This is a genomic window from Henriciella barbarensis (genome assembly GCF_003576345.1).
Taxonomy (GTDB): domain Bacteria; phylum Pseudomonadota; class Alphaproteobacteria; order Caulobacterales; family Hyphomonadaceae; genus Henriciella; species Henriciella barbarensis.
Genome location: NZ_QWGB01000005.1, coordinates 879,124 through 895,808, shown reverse-complemented (window position 1 = coordinate 895,808; position 16,685 = coordinate 879,124). Strand labels below are relative to the sequence as shown.

Below are 16,685 nucleotides of genomic sequence, written 5' to 3'. Positions count from 1 at the left end.
ACGCTACTCCCCCTCAAGCGCAGCCCGGATGGCGCGGGCCTTGTCGAGTGTTTCAGTATACTCTTCCGCGGGGACGGAGTCCGCGACGATTCCGCCGCCTGATCGAAAATGCCCCCGCCAGCCGCCATCTTCCTCTTCTTCGAAGGCGACTGTGCGTATCAGGATAGAGGAATCCATGGCGCCGTCCGGACTGATCCAGGCGAGTGACCCGCAATAAGGGCCGCGCGCCTCTTCCTCGAGCTCTTCGATGATCTGCATTGCCCGGATCTTGGGCGCCCCTGTAACCGACCCGCCTGGAAATGCGGCCTTGATCACATCGAACGCATCCCGCCCCGGCGCGAGCGTGGCCTCGATCGTGGAGACCAGATGGTGGACATTGGCATAGGTCTCGAGCGCCTGAAGTTTCGGCACGCGGACGCTGCCGGGCGTCGAGATACGCGAGAGATCGTTCCGCATCAGGTCCACGATCATGAGGTTTTCGGCGAGATCCTTCTCCGATGAGAGAAGTTCGTTCGCGAGAGCGCGGTCTTCTTCGTCGGTTTTTCCGCGTGGTCGGGTGCCCTTGATGGGCTGGGTCACGGCTTTGAGCCCGCCGCCTGGCTCGACAACGATCTGCAAAAAGCGTTCAGGTGAATTGGAGGCTAGCGCGAGCCCAGGAAGGCGAAAATAGGCTGAGAAGGGGGCGCGGCTGGAGGCTGCCAGGCGGCGCGTAAGATTGAAGGGATGCCTGTCAGCGTTGAGTTCGAAATCAAAACGCTGGGATATGTTCGATTGGAAACAATCACCCGCATGAACATAGTCTACCGTTCGGCCGAGGCGCGCCTCATAGTCTTTACGTAGCATCCGCGCGGTTGTTATTGATGTCAGAGGACCTTTTACGGAGAGGTTTTTCCGGGGTGCGGAATAAAGACTGAGAAGTTGCTCCGTCTTCGCATCTTGCCAGCCCCAGTAGAAGTGTTCTGCGCGTCGGGATTCATGGTCGAACGCAATGAGTTCGTTATAAAGACCAAGCGCGATATCAGGCCATCGGCCTCGCGCCGGCTTCGTGCCAAGCTTCGGTAGCAGGGCGCGTCCGTATTCGTAGGACAGAAGCCCGGCCCAACCGCCGCAAAAAGGCGGTGCATCGCCCGGACGTTCAAACGGCAGATCAGCCATGGCGGCTCTTGCTTCGACAAGGTCGCCCGGCCCGTCAGCGGCTTTCACCTCGAGCGTGCGCATCGGATTCGCGCAGATATAGCTCCACCGCCCGCCCCCACCATTCAGCAGCAGTGCAAATGGCGTGTCCTTGAGTACCTCAAACGCCTCGAGGGGTTCGCGCCAGCCAAGCTGCGTGCGGGTGAGCAGGCGATCAAGCTGGCTGGAATTAGTCATTTTCTAGCAAATTCGCCCTAGCGATGAGGTCCTTGGGGGCACTGCACGCCCGATCACGGGGGACCATATATGAAGACCGCACTTGTTTGCATTGCTTTTGCTGCCGCAGGGGCCACCGCGTCTGCGCAGGGCATTGTCGGCGTCTGGAATACGGGAACGAATGGGGCCGAGGTAGAGATCGCGCCTTGCGGGGCCGAGATGTGCGGCACGCTGCTGACGTCGAACGCGATCAAGGAGTCGCCTGAAGCGAAGGATGTCGAGAATAAGGACCGCAGCCTGCGGGACCGTCCGCTGAAAGGCGTCACCATGCTCACCGGGTTCTCGGGCGGGCCGGAGCGCTGGAGTGGCGGAAAGCTCTACAACCCTGCCGACGGCAAGACCTATTCAGGAACGATGACGCTGATATCTGCTAATACGCTGGAGCTGCAGGGTTGTGTCATCCGCCCGCTCTGCCGCACATCGACCTGGACCCGCATTCGCTAGGCGCAGATCACGGTTTCGGCAGATAGCCCGCTGCCTGAAACCAGGCGAACCATTTGGCGAACATGGCTTCGGTGTCGATCACCTCGGTGAAGCCGGACTGCCGCAGCTTGATGGTCGAGACGATAGCTGGCGGCAGCTGGCCCTCAAGCCCGGACCCCATGGTGAAATCGATATAGTGGTGGGACTCGCCGAGCAGGGCTTTCAGGTCCGGTTCGGTGAGACCGTGTTTCTTGGCGAGCGCAGCCCACGCGTCTGACTTGCTCTCGAGCCATGCGCCTGCCTGCATCGGGCGTTCTTTGCCGACATCCATACCAAGCGCGGCGGCGATGGAGGGCCAGACGCCGCGCCAGGTAAAGACATCGCCATTGGTCACGTTGAAGATCTGGTCGCGCGCCGCTTCTGCGTCACCTGCCCATGCAATAGCACGTGCGACAAGGTCGGCATCAACCGCTTCGAGCACCGCGTGTGCGCCGCCGGGGAAGTGAAGCGGCTCGCCTTTCTCCTTCAGGAGCGCGCCATAGGCCCCGATGGCCGGGATGAGATTCATGGCCGCCCCGGTCGCCTCGCCGAAGATGATCTGCGGGCGAAAGATGCTCCATGACCAGTGCGCGCCGTTGGCGACCTCCCGCAGGTAAGCCTCCTGCTTCCAGTAGAAATTCTCATGTTCGACTTCGGAGCGGTCCTCACGTGCGGGTGTCTCAATGGGGCGGATATGCGCGCCATAGGCCTTGGTGCCTTGAAGGATTGACACGTGTTTGAGGCTTCTGGCGCTCTGCAGAAGCGGCTGCATCAGATTGCGTAGCATCGCGTCATTCGTGTCGATCTGGTCGGCTTCACGCCAGCCAGCGATAAGGCCGGGCTTCTCGAAGAGGGCGGCATAGACGAGATGGGTGATATCGCCGTGCTCAGCGGCGAAGGCGGCGCAGGCGTCAGAGTCCAACAGGTCGAGGCTGACATGGGACGCACCATAGGTCTGGCGCGGCGTGCGTCGGCTGATTGCGATGGTGTCGACGCCTTCGCTAGCGAAATGCTTCATCGCGGCCAGACCGACAACGCCGGTTGCGCCCGCGACCAGGACTTTCTTGCGCTCTGCCATGCTTCCTCCTGTGGCCTCTCTTGTGTGGGCGGCTGGAAGAAACATGGCGGAGAGGTGCGCGCTCGGCCACCCCTGCCGCCGGGGAGAGGCCTAGAAGGTCAGCTTCGCCGCAACGCCATACTGGCGCGGATCTGACCGGAAGGTGTTGTAGCCGATGAAGCCATAGCCGGAGACGGCGACATCCTCGTCGGTGAGGTTGCGGCCCCAGAGGCTAAGCTCGAGCCCGCGGGTATCGAGATAGAGCGTCGCGCTGGCGTCCACCGTGGCGTAACCGTCCTGACTGCGCGCGTCGAGACCTTCGGCGTCGAGATAGTATTCGCTTTTTGCTTTCGCATTAGCCTGTATGGCGGCGCGGCGATTGTCTGCGAGCTGCCATTCCTGCCGAAGGCCGAGCGTCGCTGAAAGCTCCGGCGCGAAGGGAAGCGGGTTGCCATCGAAAAGGGCAGCGTTGCCAGCGGTGTTGCTGGTCTGCTCGATCTCGGTTTCGAGCCAGGTGACACTCGCCGTGAGGTCGAGGCCCTCTAGCGGGGACCAGCGCGTGTCGGCTTCGACCCCATAGGACAATGCTTCATCGAGGTTCGACAGCGAGTTCGACGTGATCTGACTGCCGTCAGGCAGATCGAAGGATACGAAGATCCGCGCCTGCGGAGCGTCATAGTCCTGATAAAAGGCGGCGGCGTCGAAGGCGAAATTGCCACGCGCTGTCTTGAAGCCTGCCTCATAGGAGGTCACGGTTTCGGCGCCGAACAGGCCTTCATCCTGCCAGCTGGTCGCATTGTTCTGGACCTCGCCATTGAAGCCGCCGCTCTTGTAGCCATTGGCGATGGAGGCGTAGATCGATGTGTCGGGAGAGAGGGCATAGCGAAGCGCGGCATTGCCGGTGAACTTGCTTTCCTCGATGTTGTTCTCGCCTAGCGCAGCGCCGACACCATCGCGATTATTGAGGCCGCGCGTGCCGTCAGTGAAGACGTGCTGGCCGTAGCCGCTTCCTTCAATGTCCTCAAACGTATAGCGCGCGCCGAGCGTCAGGGTGAGGCGGTCTGACAAGTCGAAGTCATTATAGGTGAAGAGGGCGGCCGTGGTCCGCTCCTGCCCGATATGGGTGAGGAGGGAGACCGCTGTCAGCGGCGAGACGGGGTCAGGCCCGACGCGGCCAGCCGTGCCGACATATGGGCAGGTCCCCGCAAGTGTCTGCGGGTCGAGCTGTCCGCACCAGATGAGATAATCCTGCGAAAAGTCTTCATAGGCGAGGTGGGCGCCAATCAGGATGCGGGCGCGGTCAAACTCACGCGCGGCGCGCACTTCCTGGCTGAGCTGCAGGAAAGAGCGGTCATAGCTGAGATTGGCATTGAGGTTCGGATTGCCGAAAGGCGCGGGCGTGCCGTCGAAATCAAAGCCATAGTCCTGCCCATAGCCTTCAAGGGCCGAGAGCGAATAAAGCGACCATGCCCCGATCTCGGTCTCGCCTTCGAGTGCGAGGCCGTAGAATTCATTGTCGGTGTCCTTCAAGCCAAGGCCTTCGGATGAAATCTCATGATCGCCTACGTTCAAGCTGTCATTGCGCGGGGTCGTGTTGATGCCATTATCTTCTTCATAGTGGCCGCGCAGGAGAAGCGTAGAGCCACCGGGCGCCTCATAGAGTAGCTGGCCTCGAAGACCGAATTCATCGCGCTTGCCGCCAGCCGCATCCGGGCCGCGCGGGATGGCATCGGACTGTACATTGTCGAGGGCCGGGTCCTGCGACAGGTAGCGACCCGCGATGCGGTAAGAGAGGCGATCGTTCAGCGCGGCGCCACCAGCCCCGGACAGATCGATCCGGTTGAAATTACCATAGGAGGCGCGGAGATAGCCGTCCTGATCCTGGCTCGGCCGCGTGCTGATGAAGTTGATCGCGCCGGACGAGGCGTTGCGGCCATAGAGTGTGCCTTGCGGCCCTTTCAGCACTTCGGCGCGCGCAAGATCATAGAGGAACAGGCTGGTCTGGACGTTGGACGACAGGAAGACGCCGTCAGAATAGATCGCGGCGGCTGTCGGCGTCAGCGCCTGATGGTCCACCGCGCCAATGCCGCGGATCTGAAAGGCGACCTGTGAGCCATTGGCAACGGCCGCTTCGACGCCGGTGAGGTATTGCGTGACGCCTTCCGCGCCGTCGAGCGTGGAGGCCTCTTCGGCAATCTCTCCTGCCAGCACCGTGACGCTGGCCGGAATGTCGAGCGTCGACTCTTCGCGGCGCGTTGCGGTGACGGCGACCGTCTCCAGCTTGCGGACGGTGTCTTCGCTATCAGTGCCTGTCTGGGCGACGGCGGGAACAGCGCAGAAAGCAAGGCTAGCGGACGCGAGGCAGGCGCGCCGGAACGTCAGTATACGCATGTAAAGAACCCTCTGGGAGAAACTGTACCAAAGAGGGGCGATCTTGCGCCGCCCGCTCAAGGCGAGGGGCTTAGCGCGGGCACTCTGAGGGTCAACTGAACGCGGCGATTAGCACTGCTAAGGGCTGCGGACTGCGCACGAGACCGATGCCCGAAACGGGCATGAAATCACGTCGTCGATGTTGAGAAAAATTGGAGCGGGCGATGAGATTCGAACTCACGACCCCAACCTTGGCAAGGTTGTGCTCTACCCCTGAGCTACGCCCGCATCCGATAGGGTAACTGGCCGACTTGCGCCGATCAGCGAGAGACGGGCTTTAAGCGCAAATAGGATCCCGGTGCAAGGGGGATTTTCAGGCGGGAGGTGTAATCGGTGTTCTTGGGGCCCGGTAAAGCCGAAGCAAGTCGCGCTAGATTGATGTGAGCGAAGCCGCCCTCGTCCTTCGACTTCGCTCAGGATGAGGGCGTTCGGGCCCTTTTGGCGTCACCCTCGACCGCGGGACGCGGTCTGAGGGTCCAACGCTTGCCGTATCAAGTAGGCGAGCCGCTCAAAGGCGTGGAGATAGGCTCCCAGATGAGCTGTCGCTCATCGGGGGTGACGCGTGTGTTGTTGGCTGGCTCCCGGATAGCGCGTGGCCGCGCTTCCGGGATGACGATCAGAACGCTTTATACATCCTTCGGCGGTTTCAGGCGGCGCTTGGTCTGGTGGGCGTCGGCCTTGTCGCCGGTAACTTTTTCGCCGCGCATATAGTGGCGCTGCCAGCCCGCCTTCACCGTATCCTGATCGCGCGCGTTCAGCTTTTCCAGAAAGCCGCTGCGGCTCTTGTTCCAGGCGAGATAGTCGTCCCGCAGCTCTGGGTTCGATGCGAGCAGCTTGCGCTCTGGCTGAATCTGTTCGGTCTTGCCGTGTTCGAACGGCATCACAAAACAGAACGGCTCCCCCTTTTTGAAGACGACCTCGCCGGGGCGCGTCATCTGCCAGTTCATGGTGAAGGGGAAGGGCAGCCAGTCGGTCTCTACCAGACCTGTCAGTGGCTGAATGCCGTCCTTGAAATAGTTTGGCGGGCCAGAGGTCCAGACGCCCCAGCCGGGCGGCGTGCGGAAGAGGTGGCCGGTATGGAAGGTCACGATGCCGCGCCGGAAATGGCTGTCGGCAAAAGATGGGATTGCCGCCGGATCGCCCGTGGTGAAAAGCTTCAGCGAATAGTCATGCTCGCCGCCATCCCAGATGATCTTGATGTCCATCGGGCAGAGGATTTCCCAGCCGGTGGAGTTTGCCATGGTGAGCGGCAGGCAGCGGTATGGGTGGCGGTCCGGGAAGGCGTCCATCCAGTCGCGTTGTGAGACGCCGGGCCTGATCTCAGGGGCGACATCGTAGATCTTGTAGCATTCAAGCTCCATGTGGAGCCTCCTTGTCTTGTGGCCGGGCTGTTACGCGCGCCGCGTACTTGACGCCTGCGCCCTGATTGCCTGAAAGACCGCTATGCCCGCAAGCCCTGACGACCTCTTTGCCTATCTCGACCAGCTCGGCCTCGGCCATGAGACGCGCTGGCACGAGGCGACGTTCACGGTGGAAGAGGGCCGCGAGCTGAAAGAGACGATGCCCGGTGGGCATACGAAGAATTTGTTCATGAAGGACAAGGATGGGGTCATCGTCCTGATTTCGGCGCATGCAGAGAGCAAACTGAAGCTGAACCAGCTGCACAAGCTGATCGGAACGCGCAGGCTGTCCTTTGCGAGCGGCGAGTTAATGGAAGAGCTGCTGGGCGTGACGCCCGGCTCTGTCACCGGTTTCGCGCTGATGAATGACAAGGAGCAGAGGGTCCGCTTCATCGTCGATGCGGCCCTGATGGCGTTCGAGACGCTGAATTTTCACCCCTTGGTTAATACTGGCACGACGGCCATCTCCCGCGATGATTTCAGGCGGTTCGTCGAGGCGACCGGTCATGATCTCACTGTGGTGGACTTTGCGGCCCTTCTGCCAGACGACTAAGCCCGCACGGGGGATGTTGTTTTTTTCGCGTTGAAGACCCAAGTTCCGCCTCAGAAAATTCCGAAAGGCGAAAGCGAAATGGAAGATATCACGATTGGGCCAGCTGGCGGCGCTGGCGGTAATATCAAGGACTCCACCGACCAGGACTTCATGGCCGATGTGGTCGAGGCGTCCAAGCAGGCGCCAGTACTGGTCGATTTCTGGGCGCCATGGTGTGGCCCGTGTAAATCACTGACCCCTGTCCTGGAGAAAGTGGTCAACGAGCAGCAAGGCAAGGTCAAACTCGTCAAGGTAAACATTGATGAGAACCCGGGCATTGCTGGCCAGCTTGGCGTTCGCTCCATTCCGGCGGTTTTCGCCTTCAATGACGGACGTCCTGTAGACGCGTTTCAGGGGGCGCTGCCAGAAAGCCAGCTGAAGCAGTTCATCGAGAAGCTGCTCGGCGGCACGGATGAAGGCCAGCAGATCCAGGAAGCGATTGAGCATGCTGATGGCTTGCTGCAGGCCGGTGACGCCGCTCAGGCCGCGCAGATCTATGGCGCGATCATCGAACGCGACCCGAAGAACATTCCGGCGATTGTTGGCCTGGCGCGTTGCTATCTGGCCAATGACGACCCGGAGCGCGCCTCGCAGATCCTCGACATGGCCGGCCCGGACCGTCAGATGGACCCGGCAATCAAGAGCGTGCGCACGGCAATCGAGCTCATGGCCGATGCCCCAAAGGATGATGAGCTCGATTCGCTCATCGACAGGGTCACCGATGAGCGGGCAAATCACGAGCTTCGGCTCGAGCTTGCTGAAGCGCTGATGGCGCGTGGGCGCAACAAGGAAGCGGCCGATCACCTATTGAAGATCCTCTCTGACGATCTTGAATGGGGAGAAGGCAGGGCGAAGGCAAAACTGCTCGAACTGTTCGAAGCGGCAGGCCCTAAAGACCCGGCCACTATTGAAGGTCGCAGGCGCCTGTCCTCGCTGATGTTTGCCTGAGGCCTCGACTTCATCGGTCGGCGCGCCATGTCCTCAGTCTGGACGGGAAAGGGCCTGACATATGACAAGGCATGGCTACAGGAAGGCAGAAGACCTGCCGGAAACGCTCGCCGTTTTTCCGCTAACGGGCGCGTTATTGTTTCCGCGCTGGTCCCTGCCGCTTAACATCTTTGAGCCGCGTTACCTGAACATGATCGATGATGCGCTATCAGGCTCGCGACTAATTGGCATGATACAGACGGTTGGAGGTGACAAGGTTCACCCGAAACTCGCCGGCGTTGGCTGTGCCGGGCGGCTGACGAGCTATTCTGAAACCGATGATGGGCGCTATCTGATCAGCCTGACCGGTATCTGCCGCTTCAGGCTTGGCAGCGAACTCGATGTCACGTCGCCTTATCGGCAGGTGGCTCCCGACTGGTCCCCCTATGCGGACGACCTTAATGAACCTGATCTTGATAATCTGCCGGATCGGCAAAAGCTGGCCAGCGCACTGAAGAAGTATGTGGCGAGCCATGCGATGGACGTAGACTGGGACGCTGTCGAAAGCGCACCGATAGAGACGCTTGTTCATGCACTATCGGCCGGGTGCCCCTTCGCGCCGATGGAAAAGCAGGCATTGCTGGAAGCTGACACGGTCGCGGCGCGGTGCCGCGCCCTGATCGCCCTGCTTGACATGGATGCGCCCGGCGACGATTCCTCGACCCTGCAATGACGAGCGAAATCGAGGCACAAGTGACCGAGACAAAGACCGATCCGCGCTTGCTGGAACAGCTGATCTGCCCGGTCACGCGTACACCGCTGACCTATGACCGGGAACGTCAGGAGCTTGTCTCCAAGCGTGCGGGGCTGGCCTATCCAATCCGCGATGGCCTGCCCATCATGCTGGAGAGCGAAGCGCGGGTCATTGATGAGGTGCCGGGTAAATGAGTGTAATGCCTTGGCCACAGGAGTTGCGGTTCCGCAAGGGGGCTGGAGAGCTTTCCGTCGTGTTTGAAGACGGGCTGGAAGCCGCCATTCCCTATAAGCGCCTGCGCGAAGAAAGCCCGTCAGCAGAAGTGCGCGGCCATGGCTCAGGCCCGCGTCCGCCTCAGCCGCCCGTACCTGACGATATCTCCGTAACAAAGGCGGACCCTGTCGGGCGCTATGCCGTCCGCATCCATTTCAGCGATGGACATTCAAGCGGGCTTTATACCTGGCAGCACCTGCGCGACCTCGCGGCCGCCTAGGTTTCCGCAGTTCTCGATTGCATGAGCGGTGGCAGGCCAGGCGATGACGCGCTGGCCAGCGCAGCGAGCCTGTGCCGCATCGGTGAGAGGGCGCTTGCCGCAAGCAGGCCGAGCGTGCGCACGGGCTTGGTCATCATCCTGTCATTGGAGAAGAGACGGTCGATGGCATCGAGAGCCAGAGACGCTGTGTTCGCATCGAACCGGCGCGCCGATTCATAAAGGGAAAGCGACTGGGCCGCCCCGAAATCAAGACCTGCGCGGTCACTTTTGACCAGAACCTCATGCAGGGCTGCCACATCGCGGAAACCCTGATTAAGCCCCTGTCCCGCCAACGGATTGATCCGGCGGGCAGCGTCGCCGACGAGGGCGACCCGGTCGGCGACCATGTGCTCTGCGATCTGTAGAATGAGGGGGTAGGAGCCCATCGGCCCGTCAATTTTCATCTCACCCGCAAATTCGGCAAAGCGGTGGTTCAGCTCCGCTTCGACCTCTCCGGGGGATAGCTTGGCGAGGGCTTCAGGCGCGCCGCGCTTCATATACCAGGCGAGGTTTGCTCGATCTCCGCGCAGAGGCAGGGTGGCGAAGGGGCCTTCAGGAGTGAAGAGCTGGCGGGCGATGCCGTCATGCGGCTGGGACAGGGTCACATTCGCGGCGAAGACGGATTTTCCGTAGTCGCGGCCTTCGACAGTGATGCCCGCCGCATTGCGCACTGGAGAATTCATACCGTCAGCGCCGACGAGAAGACGGGCCGTAATGGCGCTGCCGTCTTCGAGATGCACCGTGATGTGGCCGGGTTCGGCTTTCGCATCGCTGAAGCGGGCGGGCGCAAGTTTCTTGATGCGCGCTTCAGCCTCAACGGCGTCATCAAGCGCCGCCTGCAGGATGGTCGCCTCGATCATATGACCGAGCGTCTCGCCTTCCTCGCGGTGGATAAGGTCCTCATCCCCGAAAAGCACCGATGGCGCGCCGAACCAGTGCGTGCCGCCATCGACCGCTTCCAGTCCGTGCAGCGGCTGGGTCTGGCCCTCTATGCGATCTGCAATGCCAATCGCCGTCAGCAGCCGCCAGCTGCCCGTCACCACCGCAAAGTTGCGGGTATCGGGCCGCGCCTTCGCTGCCGGGTCGCGTGCGTCGATCAGGGTGATGTCAAAGCCTGCGCCTGCGAGGGCCAGGGCGAGAGACGCGCCAGCCGGTCCAGCGCCGACGATTGCGATTTCTGTGTCGAGGTGAGCCATTGATGAAAGACTTAGGATCACGGCTGCTCCCGGTCCAGAGGTGACGCAGAAGCGGGCTTTTGCGCCGCAGCGTGCTCGATTTTTAGTCAAACGATGAAGCGCCCATTATGTGCGCGCCCGCCGTGCTGGTGCGGAAAGAGGCAAGTGCCTTTAGTCGGCCCGTCATACCAATCAATGGGAGAAGGGCATGAACAGTATGTTTAAGAGGGCAATTCGGGGGTTCGCCGCTATGCCGGCCGCTGCCGCCCTGGCGCTGGGCGCCTCTGCGCAGGAGGCGTCTGAAGTCAGCGCCTATGTCGATAACAGCTATCTCTTTCTGATCGGCGGCCTGATCGTGATGTTCATGGCTGCCGGCTTCTGTATGCTGGAAGCTGGTCTGGTGCGGAAGAAGAACGCCGCCATGCAGTCGGTGAAGAACGTCGCGCTCTTCTCTGTCGCCGGCATCATGTTCTGGCTGCTTGGCTATAACATGGCCTATCCCGGCGACACGATCGGCGGCTGGATCGGCATCCCGGATTTTGTCTGGTCACCCGAAGAAGACCTCGCGACTGGCTATGCCGCTTCGTCGGACTGGTTCTTCCAGATGGTCTTCGTCGCAACGGCAGCGTCCATCGTGTCCGGTACGGTTGCCGAGCGTGTGAAGCTCTGGCCGTTCCTGATGTTCACCGCTGTGCTGACCGCATTCATCTATCCGGTCGTTGCATCGTGGGAATGGGGCGGCGGCGCTCTGGACTCCCAGTTTGCGTTCTCTGACTTTGCGGGCTCTACCCTTGTGCACTCCACCGGTGGCTGGGCAGCGCTTGTCGGCGCCATCATCATCGGCCCGCGTGCAGGCAAGTTCGTCAACGGCGCGGTTCATCCCATGCCAGGTTCGAACATCCCGCTCGCCGCGCTGGGTACGTTCATCCTCTGGTTCGGCTGGTTCGGCTTCAACGGCGCATCGCAGCTTGCTGCTGGTACGTTCGACGACATCAACTCGGTCGCCAACATCTTCGCCAATACCAACATGGCCGCTTGCGGTGGTGTTCTCGGTGCGATGTTCCTGACCGGTATCCTCTACAAGGGCAAGATCGACGCAACCATGGCCTTCAACGGCGCCATTGGCGGTCTCGTCTCCATCACCGCAGAACCGCTGGAGCCTTCGATGGGGGCTGCCATCCTGATTGGCGCTATTGGCGGTATGCTCGTGGTCGTCACGGTGCCTCTGCTCGACAAGCTCCGCATCGACGATGTGGTCGGCGCGATCCCGGCTCACCTTGTCTGCGGCATCTGGGGCACGATGATCGTTCCATTCTCCTATGCGAACGATATCGGCCTCAACGAAGCAGGTAACCCAAGCTATTTCGGCCAGTTCGTCGGCGTTGCAGCTTGCGCGATCTTCGTCTCTGTCGTGTCCGCTGTCGTGTGGCTCGCGCTGAAGATGACGACCGGCGTGCGTCCGACCGAGGAAGAAGAAATCATGGGTCTCGACAAGAGCGAAATCGGTCTCGAGGCTTACCCAGAATTCAGCTAAGGCTGAATACCTCGCTTCATTCGAAGCGTTTCCTCCCAGACTTCCCCGGCCAGTCTTCTGGCCGGGGATTTTTTATTGTGGAAGGTGAGCAAGTCGTTGCCGTCGCCTGCTCACTTGTTTGCTGTGTGTTAAGGCCAAGCTGCGAGGTTGCAGCCAGACAGTCCTTCTGAACCGATGGAAGCAACCTGCCATGGCGACAACCAGCGCTGAAACGCACACCGGCCTCTCCCGCGAAGTATCCGATCCGGCCTGGCGTATCCTGACCGGGACGGCCGCTTTCGCGATCGGCGTTTTTCTGTGCGGCAGTGTCGGCACGCACGAGCCGACCGACCCGAGCCTCAACGCAGCAACCGGCATCGAAGTCTCCAACCTGTTCGGCAATAGCGGCGCGATCGTTGCTGACATTGCGCTTCAGACTTTTGGCTTCTCGGCCTGGATGGCTGGCCTCTGCCTGATGATTGGCGGCGCGATGCGGGCGGTCCTCATCGGCGCGCCGCGCATCCGGCGCTGGCTTTATGGCGTTGCTTTCGTTCCAGTGCTGGCAGCTACGCTTTCGGCTTTTCCTGTGCCGGCCTCCTGGCCTTTCTGGACAGGAATGGGCGGCATGGTTGGTGATGGTCTCTTCGGCCTCGTCGTCATGCCTTTCAAGGCGCTGCTCCTTCCTGCGCCCGGTTTTCTGGCCGGACTGACCCTCGGGGTTGCGGCATTCCTGCTTGGCAGCGCGGCGCTCGGCTTCCGGCGCGGTGATGCAAGCCTCCTGCAGTCTGCGGCAAGCACATCAGGCCAGCGCGCGCTTTCGCGCCTTGGCAGCGCCGCGGGCGGTGTTGCCCGGCTCTTCAGCAGTTTCGTTGGTAAACCTCGACGGCACGCAAGCGCTGATGAGGGTGATGACTATGAAAGCGCTGCGCGTAGCCTCGGACCGGCGCCGCAGTTTGATGACGAAGATGACGCTTTCGAGGCTTATGACGATGTTGACGACGAGGCGCCCGAAGAGGAGATGCCCCGCGCCGCCACCCGTCCAAAAGTGTCCGCGCCGAAGGCGCCGCAACCTGTTGCCCATCCCACTACCAAGAGCGGAAAGCGCAAACGCCCGCGCACCCTGCCATCGCTGGATCTTCTTGGCTCTCCGCCTGCCCGACGCGGCTCTGTGGACGAGGACAGCCTGCTGGCCAAGGCGAACCGTCTCGCCGAAGTGCTGCGCGAGTTTGGTGTGCGCGGCCGCATCAAGGAAGTGCGCCCCGGACCGGTCGTTACCCTGTTCGAGCTTGAGCCAGCGGCAGGCGTAAAATCGGCGCGCGTCATCTCGCTCGCTGACGACATCGCCCGCTCCATGAGCGCCGTCTCAGCGCGTGTGGCGGTTATTCCGGGCAAGAATGCCATCGGTATCGAACTGCCGAATGAAGAGCGCGAGACCGTTTATCTGCGCTCGCTTCTCTCGGCGAAGGCTTATGCGGACAACCGTTCGCCGCTTCCCATGGCGCTTGGTGAAGATATTGGCGGAACGCCCACCGTGGTCGATCTATCGAAAATGCCGCACCTTCTCATCGCGGGTACGACCGGGTCGGGTAAATCGGTTGGCGTGAATGCGATGATCCTGTCGCTGCTCTATCGCCTGACGCCCGAGCAGTGCCGCTTCATCATGATCGACCCGAAAATGCTGGAGCTGTCGATCTATGAAGGTATTCCGCACCTCCTCGCCCCGGTCGTGACCGACCCTAAGAAGGCAGTGAACGCGCTGCAATGGGCCGTGCGTGAGATGGAAGGCCGCTATGAACTCATGTCCAAGGCAGGCGTGCGTAATCTGGCAGGCTTCAACGAAAAGGCGGCGCGCTACCGTGAGAAGGGCGATCAGCTGACCCGCAAGGTGCAGACCGGGTATGATGAGCGCGGCAAGCCAGCCTATGAGACCGAAATCCTGCCGCTGGAGCATATCCCGAACATCGTCGTCGTGATTGATGAGATGGCTGACCTGATGATGGTTGCAGGCAAGGAAATCGAAGGCTGTATCCAGCGCCTCGCACAGATGGCGCGTGCGGCCGGCATCCACCTCATCACCGCGACCCAACGTCCATCGGTCGATGTCATCACAGGCACGATCAAGGCGAACTTCCCGACCCGTATTTCTTACATGGTCACGACCAAGATCGACTCGCGCACCATTCTTGGTGAGCAGGGCGCTGAACAGCTGCTCGGCATGGGCGACCTGCTCTATCAGGCGGCGGGCGTCAAAACCAAGCGCCTGCACGGGCCTTTCGTGTCCGATGATGAAGTCGAGGCGGTTGTCGGCTGGCTGAAGGAGCAGGGCGAGCCTGACTATAATGAGGCGATCCTGGAAGAGCCTGAAGAAGGCGGCACAGGCAGCGCCATCATGGATGCTATGCTCGGCGTCTCTTCTGGCGATGGCGACGATGATCTTTATGCGCAGGCCATGGCCGTTGTGATCCGCGACAAGCGGGCATCGACCTCCTACATCCAGCGCCGTCTGAAGATCGGCTATAACAAGGCCGCGACCCTGATTGAGCGACTGGAAGAAGAAGGGGTCATCTCCGCCCCCAATCATGCTGGCAAGCGTGAGATTCTGGCGCGGGATACCCCGTCTGACTGATCGCTACAAGCTGAACGAGTTACAACGAAACGGGGCGGAAATACCTTAATTCAGCCCTGTTTTACCGCCTGATCGAGGCCTATGTTTCGTGGCCAAGACAGGAGAGCGAAAATGACGTCTCTAATTCCAGCGCTAGCGGCTTTTGTCGCCATCGGGACGGGCCCGTTTGCGCTTACAACAGAATTCAGCGCAGTCAGCCAGCAGCCACTGGCCTGGCGCGTCGCAAATGATGCAGCCATCAGCAATGTCGCTGTAACCCCAGTTGCGCAGGCAGCACGGGGCGAAATCGTCCTTGCACAGGCTGACGCTGATGACACGCCCGTCACGGGCGTTGCGCCAGAACCGGAGGCGCCGCGGGCAGAAGCTGCGCCAGTACGGACCGAATTTGGCGCTGTATCAGCGACTGAGCGCCGTGCAATTCTGAAAGCTGCTGGCGATTCTCTCGCTGCGGCGAAGACAGCGCGCGGCCGATTTGTCCAACTGGCGCCGAATGGCTCCGTCACTGAGGGCGATTTTGCCCTGCAGCGCCCAGGCCGGATGCGCTTCGACTATGATGAGCCGACGCCAATCCTGATCGTTGCGAATGGCACGACTGTCGCCATGGAGGACAGCGACCTTGAGACGGTGGACCGGGTGCCGCTTTCCTCAACGCCTCTCGGCCTCGTCCTTGATGATGAGCTCGACTTCGAGACCGAAGCGCGGGTGACAGATGTCCAGAAGACCACCAGCGAAATTGCCATCACGATGGAAGATCGCCGCGGTGAGGCAGAAGGCGTTCTGACGCTCTACTTCGATCCAGCGAGTTACCAGTTGACCAGCTGGCGCACACTGGACGCAAACCAGCAGGTTACCCGCGTGGTACTCGAAGATATCGAGACCAATGTGCGTTTCAGCCCGCGCCTCTTCCGTCTGGACGATCCGGCCGATGAAGAGGAAGACGAGCGCTAGTCGTCTCGCCGACCGGCAATAGAAAACCCCGCGAGCCTCAAGGCTGGCGGGGTTTTTGTTTGGTTGAAATTCGAAGAGCCTAGCTTGTGCTGCCCGGAAGCCGCATGGCGTCATCACTCCAGAGGTCTTCCAGACGCGCATCACGCCCGCAACCCTGACGATAGAACCGGTATTTCACCGGCGTCGTCTTGTAGTAGTTCTGGTGGTAGTCTTCAGCTTCCCAGAAGGTCGCCTCATCAAGCACGCGCGTGACGACCGGACCTGGCAGAACGCCTGAGGATTCGATCTCTTCGATTTCGCTTTCGACGATGGCGCGCTGGTCTCCGTCTTCAACGAACACGGCCGAAAGATAGCTTGAGCCCTTGTCACAGAACTGGCCACGATCATCGGTTGGGTCGATGGTGCGGAAATAGTAATCGACCAGCTCTTCATAGCTGACCTTCGAGGGCTCATAGGTTACCTGCACGGCCTCATAGTGACCGGTATCGCCGCCGGTGACCTGCCGATAGCTCGGATTATCGACGCGACCGCCGGTATAGCCGGATACGGTTGCGACGACGCCATCAACCTTGTCGAAATCAGCTTCCGTGCACCAGAAGCAACCGCCCGCAAAAATAGCGGTTTCGGTGTTTGCGGCCTGGAGTGGTGGCGGCGTGTCGGACTGTTCCGCCATGGCGGACCAGACGAATGCACCGCCAGCCGCAAACAAGCCGGCACCAGCGGCAATAAGGGTAGTATTCGAAAACTTCATGAGCCTTGTTTCCCGTGGGGAAGTCCTGCGTTTCTCTCCATATGGATGGGCAGGCGGGAAATGCGAGCAAGCTCAAGCAGCGCTCACGAATTGGTGACCGATCGTGTC

At 60.9% G+C, this 16,685-nt stretch carries 15 protein-coding genes and 1 tRNA gene; 9 read left to right on the top strand and 7 right to left on the bottom strand.

Features of this window, described 5'->3' with window-relative positions:
• Positions 1 to 3 precede the first annotated feature (3 nt).
• A complete protein-coding gene (gene pabB, locus D1224_RS07320) occupies positions 4 to 1,371 on the bottom strand; it encodes an aminodeoxychorismate synthase component I (RefSeq protein WP_119379235.1) in 1,368 nt (455 codons plus the stop codon).
• 69 nt (positions 1,372 to 1,440) lie between these two features.
• Between pabB and D1224_RS07315 the strand changes: the two genes are divergently transcribed.
• A complete protein-coding gene (locus D1224_RS07315) occupies positions 1,441 to 1,854 on the top strand; it encodes a DUF2147 domain-containing protein (RefSeq protein ID WP_119379234.1) in 414 nt (137 codons plus the stop codon).
• 7 nt (positions 1,855 to 1,861) lie between these two features.
• Here D1224_RS07315 and D1224_RS07310 read toward each other — a convergent pair whose 3' ends face one another.
• The 4 genes from D1224_RS07310 to D1224_RS07295 form a co-directional block, all read right to left on the bottom strand.
• Positions 1,862 to 2,950, bottom strand: a complete 1,089-nt coding sequence (locus tag D1224_RS07310; RefSeq protein ID WP_119379233.1) for an SDR family oxidoreductase — start codon at positions 2,948 to 2,950, stop codon at positions 1,862 to 1,864.
• A gap of 90 nt (positions 2,951 to 3,040) precedes the next feature.
• On the bottom strand, positions 3,041 to 5,320 hold the full coding sequence (locus tag D1224_RS07305) for a TonB-dependent receptor (RefSeq protein WP_119379232.1): 2,280 nt from the start codon (positions 5,318 to 5,320) through the stop codon (positions 3,041 to 3,043).
• Positions 5,321 to 5,512: 192 nt separating this feature from the next.
• A tRNA-Gly gene (locus tag D1224_RS07300) sits at positions 5,513 to 5,587 on the bottom strand.
• Positions 5,588 to 5,985: 398 nt separating this feature from the next.
• A complete protein-coding gene (locus D1224_RS07295) occupies positions 5,986 to 6,720 on the bottom strand; it encodes a DUF6065 family protein (RefSeq protein WP_119379231.1) in 735 nt (244 codons plus the stop codon).
• Between the two features lie 82 nt (positions 6,721 to 6,802).
• Between D1224_RS07295 and D1224_RS07290 the strand changes: the two genes are divergently transcribed.
• From D1224_RS07290 to D1224_RS07270, 5 genes are all read left to right on the top strand, one after another.
• The gene (locus tag D1224_RS07290; RefSeq protein ID WP_119379230.1) at positions 6,803 to 7,312 is read left to right on the top strand and encodes a prolyl-tRNA synthetase associated domain-containing protein; all 510 of its coding nucleotides are present in this window, start codon (positions 6,803 to 6,805) and stop codon (positions 7,310 to 7,312) included.
• A 78-nt stretch (positions 7,313 to 7,390) separates the two neighbouring features.
• The gene (gene trxA, locus D1224_RS07285; protein WP_119379229.1) at positions 7,391 to 8,299 is read left to right on the top strand and encodes a thioredoxin; all 909 of its coding nucleotides are present in this window, start codon (positions 7,391 to 7,393) and stop codon (positions 8,297 to 8,299) included.
• Positions 8,300 to 8,360: 61 nt separating this feature from the next.
• A complete protein-coding gene (locus D1224_RS07280) occupies positions 8,361 to 9,011 on the top strand; it encodes an LON peptidase substrate-binding domain-containing protein (protein WP_119379228.1) in 651 nt (216 codons plus the stop codon).
• Positions 9,008 to 9,226 carry a Trm112 family protein gene (locus D1224_RS07275; RefSeq protein WP_119379227.1) on the top strand — a complete coding sequence of 73 codons (219 nt, stop codon included), beginning with the start codon at positions 9,008 to 9,010 and terminating at the stop codon, positions 9,224 to 9,226. The genes D1224_RS07280 and D1224_RS07275 overlap by 4 nt, the downstream gene beginning before the upstream one ends.
• A complete protein-coding gene (locus tag D1224_RS07270) occupies positions 9,223 to 9,525 on the top strand; it encodes a gamma-butyrobetaine hydroxylase-like domain-containing protein (protein ID WP_119379226.1) in 303 nt (100 codons plus the stop codon). Before D1224_RS07275 ends, D1224_RS07270 begins: the two co-directional genes overlap by 4 nt.
• Here D1224_RS07270 and D1224_RS07265 read toward each other — a convergent pair.
• Entirely contained in the window at positions 9,522 to 10,760 is a 1,239-nt protein-coding gene (locus D1224_RS07265) for an FAD-dependent oxidoreductase (RefSeq protein ID WP_119379225.1), read from the bottom strand. The two genes, D1224_RS07270 and D1224_RS07265, sit on opposite strands and share 4 nt — an antisense overlap.
• 187 nt (positions 10,761 to 10,947) lie before the next feature.
• On the opposite strand from D1224_RS07265, the gene amt reads away from it, so the two are divergent.
• From amt to D1224_RS07250, 3 genes are all read left to right on the top strand, one after another.
• Positions 10,948 to 12,273 (top strand): ammonium transporter, encoded by a 1,326-nt coding sequence (amt, locus tag D1224_RS07260; protein ID WP_233350439.1) that lies wholly within the window; start codon positions 10,948 to 10,950, stop codon positions 12,271 to 12,273.
• Between the two features lie 190 nt (positions 12,274 to 12,463).
• Positions 12,464 to 14,878 (top strand): FtsK/SpoIIIE family DNA translocase, encoded by a 2,415-nt coding sequence (locus D1224_RS07255; RefSeq protein WP_119379223.1) that lies wholly within the window; start codon positions 12,464 to 12,466, stop codon positions 14,876 to 14,878.
• 111 nt (positions 14,879 to 14,989) lie between these two features.
• Positions 14,990 to 15,826 carry a LolA family protein gene (locus D1224_RS07250; protein WP_119379222.1) on the top strand — a complete coding sequence of 279 codons (837 nt, stop codon included), beginning with the start codon at positions 14,990 to 14,992 and terminating at the stop codon, positions 15,824 to 15,826.
• 79 nt (positions 15,827 to 15,905) lie between these two features.
• Here the strand turns inward: D1224_RS07250 and msrA are convergent, their stop codons facing one another.
• Positions 15,906 to 16,577, bottom strand: coding sequence for a peptide-methionine (S)-S-oxide reductase MsrA (msrA, locus tag D1224_RS07245; protein ID WP_119379221.1), 672 nt, complete (start codon positions 16,575 to 16,577; stop codon positions 15,906 to 15,908).
• Positions 16,578 to 16,685 lie beyond the last annotated feature (108 nt).